The organism is Limnobacter olei (genome assembly GCF_029087225.1).
GTDB classification, from domain to species: Bacteria; Pseudomonadota; Gammaproteobacteria; order Burkholderiales; family Burkholderiaceae_B; genus Limnobacter; species Limnobacter olei.
On record NZ_JARFJD010000030.1, the window covers coordinates 35,549 to 51,784 of the forward strand.

A 16,236-nucleotide genomic window follows, 5' to 3' on the forward strand; every position below is an offset into this window, starting at 1 on the left:
ATGCGCGTTCATGCTTCTTTCAAAATGCCTACCTTGTCTACAGGCCTGCTGTTGGCTTTTGCACCACTGGCTCAACCGGTGTTTGCAAACCCGGCACTCGGCAGCGTGGAAGTTCAGGCCCAACGCGAAGCACTGAGCGCAGCCAGTGTGCAAGTGGCCAAACAAAAGCTGAACCAGACAGCAGGCGGCACCGCAGTGGTTGATGCTGAAAGCTTTGAAGCAGGCAAAGCAGTGACCATCAAAGACATGCTGGACTTTACGCCCGGCGTATTTGCGCAAAGCCGGGTGAATGAAGAAGCACGGCTGAGCATTCGAGGCTCGGGCCTGTCGCGCACCTTTCACATGCGTGGCATACGTCTTTTGCAAGATGGTATTCCAATTAACCTGGCAGACGGTGGCTCGGATTTTCAGGACATCGACCCATTGGCCCTGCAACACGTTGAAGTGTACAAAGGAGCCAATGCCTTGCAGTACGGTGCGGCAAACCTGGGCGGGGCCATTAATTTTGTGACACCCACCGGCTACACCACACCCAACAGCCTGTTGCGCCTGGATGCTGGCAGCCATGAATTTGCGCGCGCGCAATTTAAAACCGGCGATGTGCTGGGCAATTGGGATTATTTTGCATCGCTCTCGCAATTGCGTTCTGACGGGTTTCGGCAATTCAGTGGGCAAAAAAATACTCGTTTGAACGCCAATGCGAGTTTGAAGATTTCACCTCAACTGGAAACCCGTTTTTATGTGATTCACGGTGACCTGAACCAGGAACTGCCCGGCAACTTGACCAAGGTGCAGTTGCAAACCAACCCCACACAGGCCAATGCCGCGTCGGCCGCTGCCAATTCGCAGCGCGACTTTCTGATTACCCGCCTTGCCAACAAAACCACCTGGATTTCGCCAACAGGCGTCGAGTACAACGCGGGTGTGTATGCAGTGGACAAAAACCTTTACCACCCCTTGAGCTTCGGTTTGATTGACCAGCAAACCCGCGATGTGGGTACCTTTGGCAACCGGATTGCACAAGGTGAATTGTGGGGTTTACGGCACGACACCACCCTGGGTTATAACCTAGTGCACGGCATCACCGAGGCGCGCATATTCAACCATGTTCGCGGCGATCGAATCAGCCTTCGAAGCCATGAAGACCAGAAAGCCCACAACATGGAGTTGTACGGAGAAAGCCGCCTGCACCTGACTGATTCCGTGCAATGGATCAATGGCCTGCAATGGACCCACGCCAAACGCACGGCAGACGATCAGTTTTTAAGCGATGGCGATGGAAGCTACCAACGCCGCTACGCGCAGTTCAGCCCGAAAACCGGCTTGCTTTGGCAGGCCAGCGAGACTGTGCAGGTGTACGGCAATTTGAGCCGCGCGTTCGAGCCACCCACATTCTCTGAAACAAGCCCCACGCGTGCGCTGGAGGCACAGGAATCGACGACGTTTGAATTGGGTACCCGCGGAGTGACCCAAGAAATTCGCTGGGACATCAGCGCCTACTACAGCCAGTTGAACAATGAGTTTGTGAGTTACCAACTCAACCCGCTGGTGCCGGGCCTGAGCGCAATTCTGAATGCAGACAACACGGTGCATCAAGGTATGGAGATTGGGCTTGCCGGGCCTTTCACGCGTGATTTGCTCAGGGCTGGCGATACTTTGAACTGGCAACTGGCTTACACCTTTGGCCGATTCCGTTTTGACAATGACCGCGTGTACGGCAACGCCGCCATACCGGGAATTCCGGAACACTATGTGCGGGCCAAACTGGACTACTCCAATACTTTGGGCTGGTCCCTGTCACCCAACATTGAATACGTGCCGCAAGGCTACTTTGTGGATTTGGCGAACACACTGGCCTCAGACCCCTACCTGCTAGTGGGCTTGAATGCATCGTACAAATTCAGCGACACACTGCGCGTGTTTATGGATGCCCGCAATTTGACAGACAAAGTGTATGCCGCCACCACGGGTGTGATTGTGAATGCCAATGGGGCAGATTCAGCACAGTTTGCGCCGGGTGAAGGCAGGAGCATTTACGCGGGCGTTGAGGTGAAGTGGTGAGGTGAAGTGAGTGAACAAGGGAGGTGAAGGTACATTCTTGTTGTGCCGGCTTTGCACGGCTTCCCGGCGGATTCGCAGCGCGGGGCGACTCCGTAAGGAGTCGATGCGAAGACGCCAAAGCGTTGCGCATGCCCCAAGCCAGAAGCATCAAGCCGGAACCAGAAGACTTGCTTAGGCACAACAAGAATTTACTTTTACCTCACCTGTGACTCCAATCTCAAGCACAAATCACTTACGCCGACTCCGCAGTCCAAACCCGGCCATCATCACCATGGCCAGCACAACCACCACGCACATCACGATGTTTTGCACATCGCGCCCCAATCCACCCAGAAAGCTCCATTTGTGAAGCATGCTGAAACTCCAGATCTCGGGTTTCGCTGAATTCAGGGTCATGTCAGCCAGCACGCCTGTGGCTGTGTCCACAAAAACGCTGGCATTCAAGGGTGCGCGGTACTCAAACTTCCACACCGGCAAGCGCTTGTTTCGAAAGTCGTAATCGCCGCCAAAGCGCGTGACTAAACTCACTTTTATAACAGCCTCGCGCGGAAGGCCCGTGTGGAGCTGCGCAAGTTGATGAGCCATTTCACGATCGCCGTCTTGCCACAACAAACCAGTGTTCGCATTCAGATAAATGGCGGGGCCTGTTGGCTGAACACCGTCAAAGCGCGCATTGCGTATGGCTTGTGGATTATCAGGCAGACCATTTTTTGGAAGAGGCAAAGCGAGGCGATACAACAGCTCGCCATTCTGGTTTGCAACCAGCGATAAACCTGTCACTGGTAAATCTCGAGTCATTTCAGCCCAGTTGGAATGAAGCGGGAAGTGCAATTTTTGCAGGTCAATTGCCGGGCGCATGGCCAGCTTCGATTGCTCCTCAGGCCAACCATGCTGCACCACGTGGTACACACCGCTGAAAGAAAACATCAACACAGGCACCACCAGCACATAGCCTGCTATTCGGTGCCAACCCTTGGCGCCCGCTGCACGTACCTTTCGTCGAATCAACACCAGCATGGCCAAACCACTACAAGCCATCGTGAACAGCACACCTACCAGCACAGCGATCAACCACACACGGGGTGTCTCGGCCGCACTGGGCATCCAGCTCCAGGTGTGAAGCCACTGAAACACCGTTTGAACCCGGTGCTTGGTGTTGTCCGAAACCGCCGCCAAAGAAGCAGCTTCTGTGTACACATAGGCGTTCAGGCCATCGGCCTGATCAAATTGCACCCGGTACACCGGCAACAAGCGGTTTACCGCTGGATAGTCATTGGAAAATTTCTCAATGCGCTCCACCTTGGCGATTTCTGCGTAAGGTGCATTCAAATAGTGACGGGCCAAAAAAGCTGCATAAACCGGATCGTGATTGGGCAACTCCAGCCCGGTGTTCAAGTCGAAATAGCGCCTGGGTGCAAATTGCGATTCAGTGATTTGTAACAAATTGGCCGATTCCGCCACCACCAACCGAACAGACTGTGCCTGTTCAACCCCAGCCTTTTTCAGGATTTGTTCAAGAGGCAATGCGTCTTGCAGATTCAATACACGTTGGGGTGGCGCGAACACCTTCTGTTGCACGCCAAAAGTGGTAAGCCAGGGGTGCAACAAACCCGACACGCCCCACAGCAACATGGCGGCAAAGCCGAACAACGCCAATGCGCGGTGCAGTTTCAATAACTTGATTTTCATGGTGGAATTCACGCTTGCCCAAACAAGCACGAATTATCCGGCAGTGTTTGCAGACAAGGCTGCGACATATCGTCGCAGGGAAACTTATGCGCCACGCACTTTGGTCACCATGTCGATGAAAGCGCGCAACTTCAACTGCGCTTGCGTGCGTGCTGGAAAGTACAAATACAAACCTGAGGTTTTCGGAATGAACTCGCTCAGCACAGGCACCAGGCTGCCCTCTGCCAACTCGCGCTCTACCTCGTACTGCGCCACGTAGGCCAAACCCAAACCCTGGCGTGCAAAGTTGATCAGGATATCCCGGTTGTTCACCACCACCGGGCTTGGCAAGTCTACAAAAAACTGCCGCTTGCTACGGACAAACTCCCAACGGTGAAAGGTACCGCTGGTCACGAAGCGGTACATGATTGCATCGTGTTGCTGCAAATCCTCAGGCTTTGCAGGTTTGCCATGGCGCTTGAAATATTCCGGGCTGCCCACCACATGAAAAGCCAGATCGGGAGTCAGGCGCACGCCCACCATGTCCTTGTCTACCGATTCGCCCAAGCGAATACCTGCATCGTAGCGACCTTCCAGCAAATCGGTCAGGCCTTCATCAATCGTGATATCCAGTTTCACATCCGGGTACTTCTGGCGGAACTCGGCCACAATAGGCTCGACCAAATAGGTGCAGGCCGATCGTTTCATATTCAGTCGAAGCGTGCCGATCGGCTTTTCCCGAAATTGTCCCAAAGCGGCAATTGCCTCATCAATTTCCTGCGTAGCGGGGTTCAAACGCGAGAACAAAGCCTGCCCTGCTTCGGTCAAAGCAACTTTGCGGGTGGTCCGCTGAAACAACACCACGCCATGGCGTTCTTCCAGCACCCGAATCGCCTTGCTCACCGCTGTGGGCGTAATGCCCAACTGCGCGGCCGCCAATGTAAAACTGCTGTGTTCAGCCACAGTTAAAAACACCGGAATGCCGTCCAGCAGGTCTTTGTCGAGCACCATGAACAATTCCCTATTGTGAACCTTACGTTGATAACCAATACACCATATCCGTCTTTATCTTGATAATCAAGGGGGCTAGACTTCGACAATGGGTGCACCGCAGCATTTGTCATGCTGCGCCCGAATAATTCGAATTTTCAAGATCCGGAGGTTGTATGGTTGACTTTGAGGTGAACGGCAAAGCCGTCCGCGTGGATGTGGATGGCGATACACCCCTTCTGTGGGTACTTCGCGACGACCTGGACATGACAGGCACCAAATTTGGCTGCGGCATGGGCCTTTGTGGCGCGTGCACCGCACATGTTGACGGTGAACCGGTGCGCAGCTGCTCAACCCCCGTGTCCGCCGTGGCGGGCAAAAAAGTAACCACGATTGAAGCTATGCAAAACGACAAAGTGGGCACAGCCGTGCAGGCGGCCTGGCAAAAGCTCGACGTGGTGCAGTGCGGTTATTGCCAATCGGGGCAAATCATGTCGGCCACTGCGTTGCTAGCCAGCAACCCAAAGCCCACCGACGAGGACATTGACTCAGCCATGGCAGGCAATGTGTGCCGCTGCGCCACCTATGTTCGCATTCGCGCGGCCATTCACGAAGCCGCCAAAACATTGGCTTAAGGAGAAACATTCATGCGCATCATCACCAACGTTTCTCGCCGCGACTTTCTGAAAGCAGGCGCTGGCTTAACACTTGCGGTCAGCATCCCCACCGCGTTCGCATCCAACAAGCTGAAAGCGGGCGGCCCCGGATTTGCAGGCAGCGCAGTTCAGGCAGGCCCCTTCGCACCCAACGCGTTTGTAACCATTGCCAGCGACAACACCATCACCGTGTTTTCCAAACACCTAGAGATGGGTCAGGGCGTATACACCGGCCTTGCCACTCTGGTGGCCGAGGAACTGGATGCCGATTGGTCGACAGTCAAAGTGGAAGGCGCAGCCGCCGACGCCACGCGCTACAGCAACCTGTTCTTCGGCGTTCAAGCCACCGGGGGAAGCACTGCGATTGCCAACTCATTTGAACAAATGCGATCGGCAGGCGCCGCAGCACGTGCCATGTTAGTGAATGCCGCGGCCGCGCAATGGAAGGTAGCTGCCAGTGAAATCACGGTGGCCAACAGCGTGGTTTCTCACGCCAAAAGCAATCGGAAAGCCACCTTTGGTGAATTGGCCGAAGCAGCCAGCAAGCAGCCCGTGCCCGAGAAAGTGGTGTTGAAAGATGCGAAAGATTTCAAACTGATCGGTAAAACCGCCCCCCGAAAAGACAGTGTAGCCAAAACCAACGGCACCGCTGTATTTACGCAAGACATGAAGCTGTCCGGCATGCTGGTGGCTGTTGTGGCACATCCCCCCAGGTTCGGTGGCACAGTGAAAAAAGTGGATGACAAGGCGGCACGCGCAGTCAAGGGCGTGTCCGACGTGGTCACCATTCCCAGTGGCGTGGCCGTGTTGGCCAACAACTACTGGACTGCAAAAAAAGGCCGGGATGCATTGAACATTGAATGGGATTTCTCCAAAGCTTACAACGGCACCACTGAACAGATTGACACGGACTACACCAAGCTGCTGGACAAGCCGGGCGCGGTTGCCCGCAAGCAAGGCGATGCTGCAGGTCAATTGGCCAAAGGAAAAAATAACCTGCAAGCTGAATTCCATTTTCCGTTTCTTGCCCATGCAGCCATGGAACCCCTGAACTGCCTGATCAAGCTGGACAAAGATGGTGTAGAAGTGTGGAACGGCGAACAAATGCAAACGCCCGACCAAGCCGCTTTGGCCAATGTACTGGGGCTGAAGCCAGAGCAGGTGAAGCTGAACATGTTGTATGCTGGGGGCAGTTTTGGCCGCCGCGCCAGCTCACAAGCCGATTACCTGGTTGAAGCCGCCCACATTGTGAAAGCCATCAAAGGCAAAGCCCCAGTGAAACTGGTGTGGAGCCGTGAAGATGATATGAAGGCCGGCTACTACCGGCCCGCGTATGTGCACCGCGTGCGTGCCGCATTGGGCCCGAATGGCCAGCCAATTGCCTGGGAGAACCGGATTGTAGGCCAATCCATCATTAAAGGCTCACCCTTCGAAGCCGTCATGGTCAAAGATGGCGTGGATGCCACTTCGGTGGAGGGGTCTGCAAACCTGCCTTATCAAATTCCAAATATGCTGGTGGACTTGCACACCACCAACGACCAGGTTCAGGTACCCGTTCTGTGGTGGAGAGCCGTGGGTTCTACACACACGGCTTATGCCACCGAAGTATTTCTCGACGAACTGGCGGAGCAAGCCAAACAAGACCCGGTCAAATACAGGCAAGCTCTGCTTAGCAAGCACCCCCGCCATGCCGGGGTGTTGAAACTGGCAGCCGAGAAAGCAGGTTGGGGCAGCACACTCGCGCCTGCTGCCGATGGCGCCAAACGTGGCCGTGGCATTGCGGTGCATGAATCGTTCAATAGTTTTGTAGCACAGGTTGTTGAAGTAACTGTTCAGAAGGATGGCAACTTCAAGGTAGACCGCGTGGTGTGCGCCGTGGATTGCGGCGTGGTGGTGAATCCAGATGTGGTGAAAGCGCAGATGGAGGGCAGCATTGGATTCGCGCTGTCTGCCGCGCTAATGGGAGAAATCACCCTGAAGAACGGTGAAGTGCAGCAGTCGAACTACCACGACTACCCAGTGTTGCGCATCAACGAAATGCCCAAGGTCGAAGTGCACATGGTTCAGTCTGGCGAAAAGCCAACCGGTGTGGGCGAACCCGGGGTTCCACCATTGGCACCGGCATTGGCCAACGCCTTGTTCAATGCAACCGGCAAGCGCATTCGCAAACTGCCGATTGGTGAACAACTGAAAGCGTAAAGGAGCAGCAACATGGAAAGTCTTGATCTTGAAGTGTTGCAGCGGGCACACCGGTGGCTTGAAAACGGCCACGGTGTGGTGCTGGCGACGGTGGTGCGCACTTGGGGCTCTTCCCCCAGACCACCCGGCTCGCTGCTAGCCTTGCGCGACGACGGCCATGCCGTTGGCAGTGTATCGGGTGGTTGCATTGAAGACGATTTAATTGACCGCCTGTTGAACAAAGACGGCTTCCCGGTGCAACCCCAACTGGTGAGTTATGGTGTGGGTGCAGAGCAGGCCCGGCGCTTCGGCTTGCCCTGCGGTGGCACCATGGAACTGGTGCTTGAGCCCCTGGCTGCAGCCAATGAATTGACCGATTTGCTGAACGCATTGAAAGCAGGAAAACTGGTGCAGCGCAGCCTGAACATAAAAACAGGCGAACGCAAACTGGAGCCCACCCACCCCGAGCAGGGTTTGGTGTTCGATGGCACCACACTGATCAGTGTATTCGGCCCACGCTACCGCCTGTTGCTGATTGGTGCAGGCCAGTTAAGCCAGCAACTGGCGCGCATGGCCGTGGCACTCGACTTTGCTGTCACAGTATGCGACCCACGTGAAGAATACGCCGATGAATGGAATGAGCCGGGCACCACGTTGACACGAGAAATGCCCGACGATGTGGTGCTTGCGATGAAACCCGACGCACGCATGGCCGTGATTGCATTGACCCACGACCCCAAGCTGGACGACCTTGCCTTGATGGAAGCCCTGCAAGGCCCTGCATTTTATGTGGCTGCGCTGGGTTCGCGCCGCAACAACGAAACCCGCCGAACCCGCCTTCTGGAATTTGGCGTGAGCGAAGAGCAGGCCGCAACCTTGCGCGGCCCCGCGGGTATTTACATTGGCAGCCGCACACCGGCTGAAATCGCTGTTTCAATTGCCGCCGAACTGGTGGCCATGAAAAACGGCGTTGCCGGCGACAAGGTGTTGAACGTAGCGCAAGCCAAAGCCGCACTTAAAGTGGCTGCTGACACCTTGAGCGCCTGCGCAAAATGAAAAAGCCCAGGCCATGATTCAGGGTATTTTGCTGGCCGCAGGCCGGGGCCAGCGCTTTGACCCCAGCGGAGAGAAGGACAAGCTGCTGCAACTTCGCCCCGATTCTGGCAAGCCTGTGTTGTGGCACAGTGGCAGCACCATGAGCAAGATGCTGCCCGGCACACTGGCTGTTATTCAAGGCCACCAACCCAAGCGTGTGCATTGCCTGTTCGATGCAGGCTGCGAAGTGTTGATCAGCCCGGAAGCACAGCACGGCATGGGCAGCGCACTGGCTGCGGCAGTGAAGCATAGCGTGGAGAAAAAACCAGGCATCACCGGGTTCATCATTTCGCTGGGGGATATGCCGTGGGTGCCCGTTGAAGCAATTGCTCTGGTGCACGCTGAACTCTTGAAAGTGAATGCACAGGAATTACATGCCGTGGCCCCCTGCTTTGAAGGCAAGCGTGGGCACCCAGTGGGGCTAACACGCGCATGGGCAGGTTCCCTGATTGCCTTGCAAGGTGATGTGGGTGCCAAACATTTGCTGCGCAACGCCGACATGATTGCGATTAACTGGCCAAGCGCTGATGTGTTGCAAGACGTGGATGTACCAGAGGACCTCGCGTAGAATCAGGATCTTCGTTCAAGGTAGCCGCAGCACACACATGTTCAACCTCACCCTCCTCGCCACCACCACGCTGCTCGCCCTCACCGTATCGGGCTGCGCCATGGTCAGCGTGGGCTCGGTCAGTTCGGAAGATTACCTGTCGGCCCGCCGGGGCGATGTGCTCACCACCGGCCAACTCAGCGCATCCGCGCGTACAGCACTTCAGGTAGTTGGCACCAACGAGGCACGTTGTAACAGCAATATTTCTGAATGCAGAAAATTGCTGATTGCTTCCATTGGCTTGAGCGACGAGCAACGTTTGTCGACGATATCTGAACTTTGGCTTCAAGAGGCCTTGCAAAACGAAGAAGCGCAGAAACTGGAACCCGCCAACGATGCGCTGAAAGCCGCCACCCTTTCCGCCTACCTTGAAAGTGCAAAGCACGCCTACGCTTACCTGTTTTTCACGAGCCGCACACCCGACTTGCGCGCCTTGGAAGACCGGCAAGCCCAAGTGCGGGACTACTACAATTTTTCAACCCAGCAGGCTGTGGTGGGTTTGTTCAACCGCTACCGCGATCAACTTGAGCAATCGGTTTCTCAGGAAAAAACCTACCTGCTGCACTTCGACCCGTGGAAAGTCAGCGGCAGCACTGCGGGCATCAGCTTAAGCCACAAGGGCCAATTGCCCAATGAATTGGTGGCGGCGTCTTCACTGACTTTCAAAGGCCTGCGCAACCAATACCGGCGAGACGGCCTCGGTGCTGAATTGGTGGCCGTGTTTGCAGACAGCGTGGTGAAACGGGAAGACGAAAACAAGCCCTGGAGCGAAACACCCTTTCCTTCTGTCACCGTGATGTTGCACTTTCCCGGCAACAGCATTGAGTCTGTTCTAGACGGCAGGCAAGTAGAACTGCAAGGTTTTGATCCTCACCGAAATTCGAGTGTGGATGTTCGCGGTATTCGAGTACCACTGGCCGCCAACTTCACATCGGGTTATGGCTTGTGGCTGGCCCGCTCAGGTTTTGCGCAAGAAAGCTTGTTGTCGCTGATTGGTCGCAGTGAAACGCTGGACAAACCCCGCATTTATTTGATGCAACCCTTCGACCCCAACCGCCGGGTTATTCTCATGCTGCATGGTTTGGCCAGCAGCCCGGAGGCCTGGGTGAACGTGGCCAATGAAGTGTTGGGTGACGAAGAACTTCGCCAGAATTTTCAGATTTGGCAGGTGTACTACCCCACCAATTTGCCACTGCCATTCAACAACCGCGAGATTCGCGAAGCTGTGAATGCCACGTTGAAAAACTTTGATCCGCAAGGCAAGCGAAGGGCTTCCACAGAAATGGTGTTGATTGGCCACAGCATGGGTGGCGTGTTGGCACGGCTGATGGTGTCGAATTCGGGCGACCAATTGTGGGAATCGGTGCTCGACCGCTACAACATTTCAGAACAGCGCGAGGCAAGGCTTCGCCAAAAAATTGAGCCCTATGTAATTTTCGATGCCATGCCGCAACCCACGCGAGCCATTTTCATTGCAGCACCACACCGCGGAACCCCCTATGCAGAAAATCGTTTTGCGCGTTTTGTGTCGGGGCTTATTCGCTTGCCAGCAACAGTACTAAGCCGTGTAACTGAAATCGGCCAGCTGTTGGTGAATCCCGATGAAGCCTCGAATGAACCGCTGGTGGGCTCAATCAACAGCATCAAGAACCTTAGTGACCAAGACCCGTTCGTGCGAGAGTCCTCCAAATTGCCGATCTCGAGCAAGGTGACCTACCACTCCATCATGGGCAACGATACACCCGGCGTTATTCTTGAGGCCAGCAGCGATGGTGTGGTGCCCTATGCCAGCGCAAAACTGGAGGGTGCAGCCTCAGAACTGGTGGTGAACTCCTGGCACAGCGTGCAGGAAACGCCCGAGGCCATTGTTGAAGTGCGCCGAATTCTTCACGAACACCTGAACCGGCTACAAGAAAGCCAACGTTAATGCGTGGCTGCTTTCACTGGCAGCCAGCGACCGTCCTGCAACACCACCTCGTAGCGCGCCCAGCGCTTGAAGGCCTCGACATTGCTCAAACCGGTTTCATACAAATCGGCACCGGCCACATTTTTGTAAATCACTTGTTGCCCGGCCTCGCCCTTGTAAGGCGTGGTTAATGACATGTCCAGCAACTCGCGCACGCACCAGCGATAACCCACTTGGCCGTTGCTGTAGAAAGCGCCCACGGTCAGGGTTTGGGGGTGAGTGCTTTGCTCATCGGCATGCTTGGTGGCATATTCGAACAGCTCGGCCAACACATCTGCACTCACGTCCACATAGGAATCCATGCGGGCAATCGCGGCTGCAAAATCTTCGTGGGTAAGGCTGGCTCCAGTTTCCGACAGGGCCTCCACGGGCCTTTTCTGCTTGCGTGCAAAATGGTTGGGGTAGCGCCGCCAGGCAAACAGCGCATTGAAACTGACCGCCACAAACAAAATAGCCAAGGTGTTCAACAGCACCGGGTTGATCATGTACCAATAACCCAGGTTTGAAATGGATTCACCGCCCAACACGGCGGTGAGCGCCGTAGCCCCGCCCGGCGGATGAATGCAATTGGCCCAGTACATCACGCCCACCGCCAAACCCACCGCCAAAGCCGCAGCCAAATAAGTGTGCGGAATGTAACGCGCGCAAGTAACGCCAATGAGTGCCGATACAAAATGCCCACCCATCAGCGCCCAAGGCTGCGACAAGGTGCCGTGCGGTACAGCAAACAACAAAACCGCTGTTGCACCCATGGATGCGACCACCAAAATTGCATCGGTGCCCTGAACCACAAAACTGGACATCCAACACACCATCAAGATTCCCAAAAAGGCACCCAAGCCAGAAATGGCTTTCTCGCGGGGGCTGGTGGAATTGGATTCGAAGCCAAGAATCGACCTGGTCACGGACAAGGCGCGCAAAGCCCGGATGGAGAGTTTCATGTTTGGAATCAACAGGTTTGTTTGAAACAAGCCCATGATGATACTCCTGTAAATTGTGATGAAGCACCAAGTTGGTGCAGTTCAGGTCAATCCATTTCTACCCGCATCGGTTGTGGCAACTCGCTTTATACTTCGCAATTGCCCATTCCTTCTGCATGCCCTGTGCGCAATTCCACCGTCGACCTGCTGAAAGCCCTGGCCTCACAAATTATTGTGGTTCACCACCTGTTGCTGTACACACCCATGTCGCCGGTGCTGCAAGCCAAGTGGCCCGGTTTGCTGGGTTTTATCGCCGATGAGGGTCGCTATGTGGTGCAAATTTTTTTGGTGATTGGCGGCTTTTTGGCGGCGCAGTCCATGTTCAGCTTGCTGGGTAAGGCACGTGATGTGGCGGTTTGGCCCCTGTTCAAAAAACGCTTTCTGCGCCTGGCCAAACCTTTCTGGATAGCCATTGCTGTGGCCGTGTTGCTGGGCTGGCTGGGCGGCAAAATTGCGATGCATGAGGAAGTGGCTGATTTGCCAAGTTTTACCCAACTGCTAGCCCATGCATTCTTGTTACACGACATTGTAGAAGTGGAGGCTTTGTCGGCCGGGGTTTGGTATGTGGCAATCGACCTGCAACTTTACGCAGTGTTAGTGTTGATGGCGTGGGTGAGCCAAAAAACCGGCGGGCTGAAATTGCTTGAACCCCAGCAAGGATTGTTGCTGCTGGCAATTGCCATGACCCTCGCCTCCTTGTTGGTGTGGAACAGAAATGCTGAACACGACGAATGGGCTTGGTATTTTTTCGGTGCCTACGGCTTGGGCGTTGCCGCCCATTGGGCTCAAGGTGAAGGCAAAGTGGCTTGGGTCAGCTTGCTGATTGCGGGCCTGCTGAGCATTGCACTGTGGATTGAATGGCGCGAGCGCTTGTTGTTGACGGGTGTAACAGCTTTGCTGTTGATGAACAGTGATCGTATTGAAAGCTTGGTCAGTGTGATTGTTCAAGGCCCAGTGCGCTGGCTGGGCGATATTTCATACTCGGTTTTTCTGATTCACTACGGCATTGCTGTGTTTGCAAGTTCAGTGGTGATTGCCTTGGGCTTGAGCAGTTTTGCGGAAATGTTGACCGCGTTTTTGCTGACCTGGGTGATTAGTGTTGCGGCGGGGTGGGTGTTGTATTGGGGGGTTGAGAAGTAAGGTTGTTCTCCCACCTGGGGTGCGCCCTTCTCCAATAAAATTCATTTGACAGGCAAAACTCCTTACTCTAAAGTAAGGAAATTATATCAAGGGATATATCAATCATGGCTACAGCTTCAGTAACATCCAAAGGACAAATTACAATTCCCGCAGGGGTGCGCGCTGCGCTTGGGCTGGAAACCGGCAGCAGGGTTGAATTTGTTGAAACAGAAAAGGGAAAGTTTGCAATTGTTGCAGCAACAAATTCCGTACACGCTCTTAAAGGCATGTTGCGCAAACCGTTATCACCTGTAAGCATCGAAGATATGAACTTGGCGATTGCCAAACAAGGGGCCAAAGCCCGATGATCGGCCTTGATACCAACGTACTGGTCCGCTATATCGCCCAAGATGATGCCAAACAATCCCCCATCGCCACCAAACTGATTACATCGCTTACAACGGAAAACCCTGGATTTATTTCTCAAGTTTCACTGGTTGAACTGGTGTGGGTTATGCAAAGCTGCTACAAAGCAAGCAAACCTGAAGTAGTAGCAATTCTTGAAACATTGTTGAGCACACGTGAACTGCTTGTTGAAAATACGGAAATAGCAATTAAAGCACTGAAAATTTTCGAAACATCAAAAGCAGACTTTTCCGATTGCCTAATCGAGCGAACCGCAAACAAAGCCGGATGCCTGCACTGTGTTAGCTTCGACACCCATGCCATTAAGACGGCGGGATTTAAACCTGTTTGATTTAAAACTAACCCCGCTGCGCCTTCAACATGGCCTGCTGCGCCCGCCCAGCCATTTCCGTGCTGAATTGCCCAAGAATCCAGTGCAGGGTTTGAATGGTGAGCGCTGTGCCGCTGATCGGTGCACGCCCCAGAAAATCAAGCATGGAATTCACAATGGTGAACACATCCTCAGCCAGTAGCTTGCTGGCGTTTGCGGCTTTCACCAGCACTTCTGAAAGCAGATCTGCCGCTGTAACGGCAAGGCTTAATCCACCCTGCACGGTGACCAGGTAGGCGTATCCCATTGAGCGCAACACCTGCTCGGTCAGTTTGCCCACCAGGTCGAGCAGCTTGGCATTGAACATGCCACCGCCCCCCAGTTTCGCAAACTCTCGGGACAAATCGGTGTATTGCGACAAGCCATACGGCATCGGAGAAAAATCGCTCCAACTGCTGCTGTAGGCCATTTTGGAATAACCGCTGTGCAACAGGTGCGCATCAATACCCACCTTTTCGCCATGCCGTATCAATAATTCAGAAGACCCGCGCGAGGCGTGCATGTAAGGAAACAAGGGCACCATGGGCACTGGGTCGCAGGGGTTGGCAATACGCCTAATTTGCCCCGGTGCAATTTGCTTGGTGATGTCTTGCGCATAGCTAACAATACCCACACGCGGTGCGCCAATGGTGTAAAGACACACATTGAAACCCGCGTCGCGCAACATACACGCATTCAAATTGGCCAAGGCACCACCCAGGCTGTGGCCCATGCAGTGAATGGTACTTGGCCGCTTTGCACCACTTTGCGATACAAAATTCACCAACTGGCTTTGATAGCTTTTGAAGGTTTTCAGGAACCCACGGTGAAACACATTGCCGCGTGGACCAATGCCATAGCCGATGTTTGCGTTGGTTGCCAAATCGAATTTGTTGTGCTGGAAGTTGGTGCCGCGTGTGACAAGAACGAGCTCGTTGGCGCGGCTGCCGGTGCCGTGTGCCACGAAGCCGAAACCGCTGAGGAGGTCGATGTTGAAGATGCCGGATCGGCCGGCGAGTGTACCAAATCCATCCGATTGAATTGGCAGTTTTCGGGACCTAGCCACTTGAATTAGTTCGTCTGAACTCAAGGTTGATATGTGCGCTACTGACTTGCCGGGATTCGCCGCTTTTAGATTGCGAAAAACGGAATCGGCTTCGTATGCAAAACCCGAAAGTGCATGAACGTAGTTTGGTTGTAAAAGTAGATTAGTCATATTTAAGGCTTTTCCTTTCTTCGGATTCTTCTACTTCACAATTGATAATTGGCAACCTACCGTTAAATAACTCCTTGTCTTTCAGATCGCATTTCATACGTATGTAGGGAAGTCCCGTCTCAACGTTTTCCTGATATGAGTTTTTCGATGTGGCATAGGCCATGTAGTCTTTTCCATCAATTGGAATGAAAATTCGAAGGCTAATATTAGGTACGTGAAATAGCTTGGCCAAAAAGCCAAACTCAGCTGAACCACGCATTTCCGGAAAATCAAAACGTCCCTCTCTATCGGTTGAGGTGATTTCGGTGCGGGGCTCTGCCTCCATGTTCCAGCTAATGATTCGCTGCACTTTTAACCCTGAAACCGGTTTGCCATGGTCGAATATTTGCCCCTCAACGGAAGAGGACAGAATGAGGTTATCTTGCCGCACAGCGTGGGCTCCTTGGGGAATCAAAAATAAGAAGGGGGTACAGGCAAGAGCTAGAAGCGCGAGGTTACGAAAGCGCATGAATTGTTTGCCGTCAAAGGGAAAGGCAATACAGTAGCAGGGTAGTTTATGGCTTCAAAAAACCGCTGTTTCGGGTCACCCGAAAGGGTTGCTGGATTGGCCGAGCCGACAGAAAACCTTTAGTTCAGATCGAAATTAATCAAGTTTGTTAACATGAGATTCCTGTCATGTTAAAAAAACGCGTTTTCTTTAACATGAGCCGAGTCAATCGGGTGCCGATTTCTCGCAGCGCTTCTGGATAAGTGACCGCAACTTTGAGCAGGGTTGTTGCCGCGCCGGTTAGGCTTCTGAGACCCGGATTCAGTCGTATTCAAATAAATTATTGTGACCTGTCGCCCCGCTGGTAAGGCTGCTTATAGGCCGGCGCGTACATCAGGACTGTCAGCCGAAATGTCTGAGTTATTGGCGAAAGCAGAC

General features: G+C 54.0%; 14 protein-coding genes. 9 read left to right on the plus strand and 5 right to left on the minus strand.

Going from position 1 to position 16,236, the window contains the following annotated elements:
• On the plus strand, window positions 1–2,061 hold the full coding sequence (locus tag PY990_RS14550) for a TonB-dependent receptor family protein (protein ID WP_275272218.1): 2,061 nt from the start codon (window positions 1–3) through the stop codon (window positions 2,059–2,061).
• A 228-nt stretch (window positions 2,062–2,289) separates the two neighbouring features.
• Here the strand turns inward: PY990_RS14550 and PY990_RS14555 are convergent, their stop codons facing one another.
• Complete coding sequence (locus PY990_RS14555; RefSeq protein ID WP_275272219.1) at window positions 2,290–3,750, minus strand: PepSY domain-containing protein; 1,461 nt, start codon at window positions 3,748–3,750, stop codon at window positions 2,290–2,292.
• A gap of 84 nt (window positions 3,751–3,834) precedes the next feature.
• Window positions 3,835–4,740, minus strand: a complete 906-nt coding sequence (locus PY990_RS14560) for a LysR family transcriptional regulator (protein WP_105029726.1) — start codon at window positions 4,738–4,740, stop codon at window positions 3,835–3,837.
• Between the two features lie 155 nt (window positions 4,741–4,895).
• Between PY990_RS14560 and PY990_RS14565 the strand changes: the two genes are divergently transcribed.
• From PY990_RS14565 to PY990_RS14585, 5 genes are read left to right on the plus strand one after another with little or no spacing between them, the layout of a single operon-like run.
• Window positions 4,896–5,354, plus strand: coding sequence for a (2Fe-2S)-binding protein (locus PY990_RS14565; RefSeq protein ID WP_275272220.1), 459 nt, complete (start codon window positions 4,896–4,898; stop codon window positions 5,352–5,354).
• Window positions 5,355–5,366: 12 nt separating this feature from the next.
• A complete protein-coding gene (locus PY990_RS14570; RefSeq protein WP_275272221.1) occupies window positions 5,367–7,574 on the plus strand; it encodes a xanthine dehydrogenase family protein molybdopterin-binding subunit in 2,208 nt (735 codons plus the stop codon).
• Window positions 7,575–7,586: 12 nt separating this feature from the next.
• A complete protein-coding gene (locus tag PY990_RS14575; RefSeq protein ID WP_275272222.1) occupies window positions 7,587–8,609 on the plus strand; it encodes an XdhC family protein in 1,023 nt (340 codons plus the stop codon).
• A gap of 13 nt (window positions 8,610–8,622) precedes the next feature.
• Window positions 8,623–9,216 carry a nucleotidyltransferase family protein gene (locus PY990_RS14580; protein ID WP_275272223.1) on the plus strand — a complete coding sequence of 198 codons (594 nt, stop codon included), beginning with the start codon at window positions 8,623–8,625 and terminating at the stop codon, window positions 9,214–9,216.
• A gap of 37 nt (window positions 9,217–9,253) precedes the next feature.
• A complete protein-coding gene (locus PY990_RS14585) occupies window positions 9,254–11,182 on the plus strand; it encodes an esterase/lipase family protein (protein ID WP_275272224.1) in 1,929 nt (642 codons plus the stop codon).
• Here PY990_RS14585 and PY990_RS14590 read toward each other — a convergent pair.
• Entirely contained in the window at window positions 11,179–12,198 is a 1,020-nt protein-coding gene (locus PY990_RS14590; RefSeq protein WP_275272225.1) for an HPP family protein, read from the minus strand. The two genes, PY990_RS14585 and PY990_RS14590, sit on opposite strands and share 4 nt — an antisense overlap.
• A gap of 126 nt (window positions 12,199–12,324) precedes the next feature.
• On the opposite strand from PY990_RS14590, the gene PY990_RS14595 reads away from it, so the two are divergent.
• The 3 genes from PY990_RS14595 to PY990_RS14605 all read left to right on the plus strand — a co-directional run bounded on the left by PY990_RS14595 (window position 12,325) and on the right by PY990_RS14605 (window position 14,077).
• Entirely contained in the window at window positions 12,325–13,341 is a 1,017-nt protein-coding gene (locus PY990_RS14595; protein WP_275272226.1) for an acyltransferase family protein, read from the plus strand.
• A 104-nt stretch (window positions 13,342–13,445) separates the two neighbouring features.
• Entirely contained in the window at window positions 13,446–13,688 is a 243-nt protein-coding gene (locus PY990_RS14600) for an AbrB/MazE/SpoVT family DNA-binding domain-containing protein (RefSeq protein ID WP_275272227.1), read from the plus strand.
• Complete coding sequence (locus tag PY990_RS14605; protein ID WP_171101137.1) at window positions 13,685–14,077, plus strand: PIN domain-containing protein; 393 nt, start codon at window positions 13,685–13,687, stop codon at window positions 14,075–14,077. The genes PY990_RS14600 and PY990_RS14605 overlap by 4 nt, the downstream gene beginning before the upstream one ends.
• Window positions 14,078–14,084: 7 nt before the next feature.
• On the opposite strand, the gene PY990_RS14610 is transcribed toward PY990_RS14605, so the two are convergent.
• Together PY990_RS14610 and PY990_RS14615 are read right to left on the minus strand one after the other, a co-directional pair.
• Complete coding sequence (locus PY990_RS14610; RefSeq protein WP_275272228.1) at window positions 14,085–15,311, minus strand: lipase family protein; 1,227 nt, start codon at window positions 15,309–15,311, stop codon at window positions 14,085–14,087.
• The gene (locus PY990_RS14615; RefSeq protein ID WP_275272229.1) at window positions 15,304–15,819 is read right to left on the minus strand and encodes a DUF6795 domain-containing protein; all 516 of its coding nucleotides are present in this window, start codon (window positions 15,817–15,819) and stop codon (window positions 15,304–15,306) included. The genes PY990_RS14610 and PY990_RS14615 overlap by 8 nt, the downstream gene beginning before the upstream one ends.
• Between the last annotated feature and the right edge of the window lie 417 nt (window positions 15,820–16,236).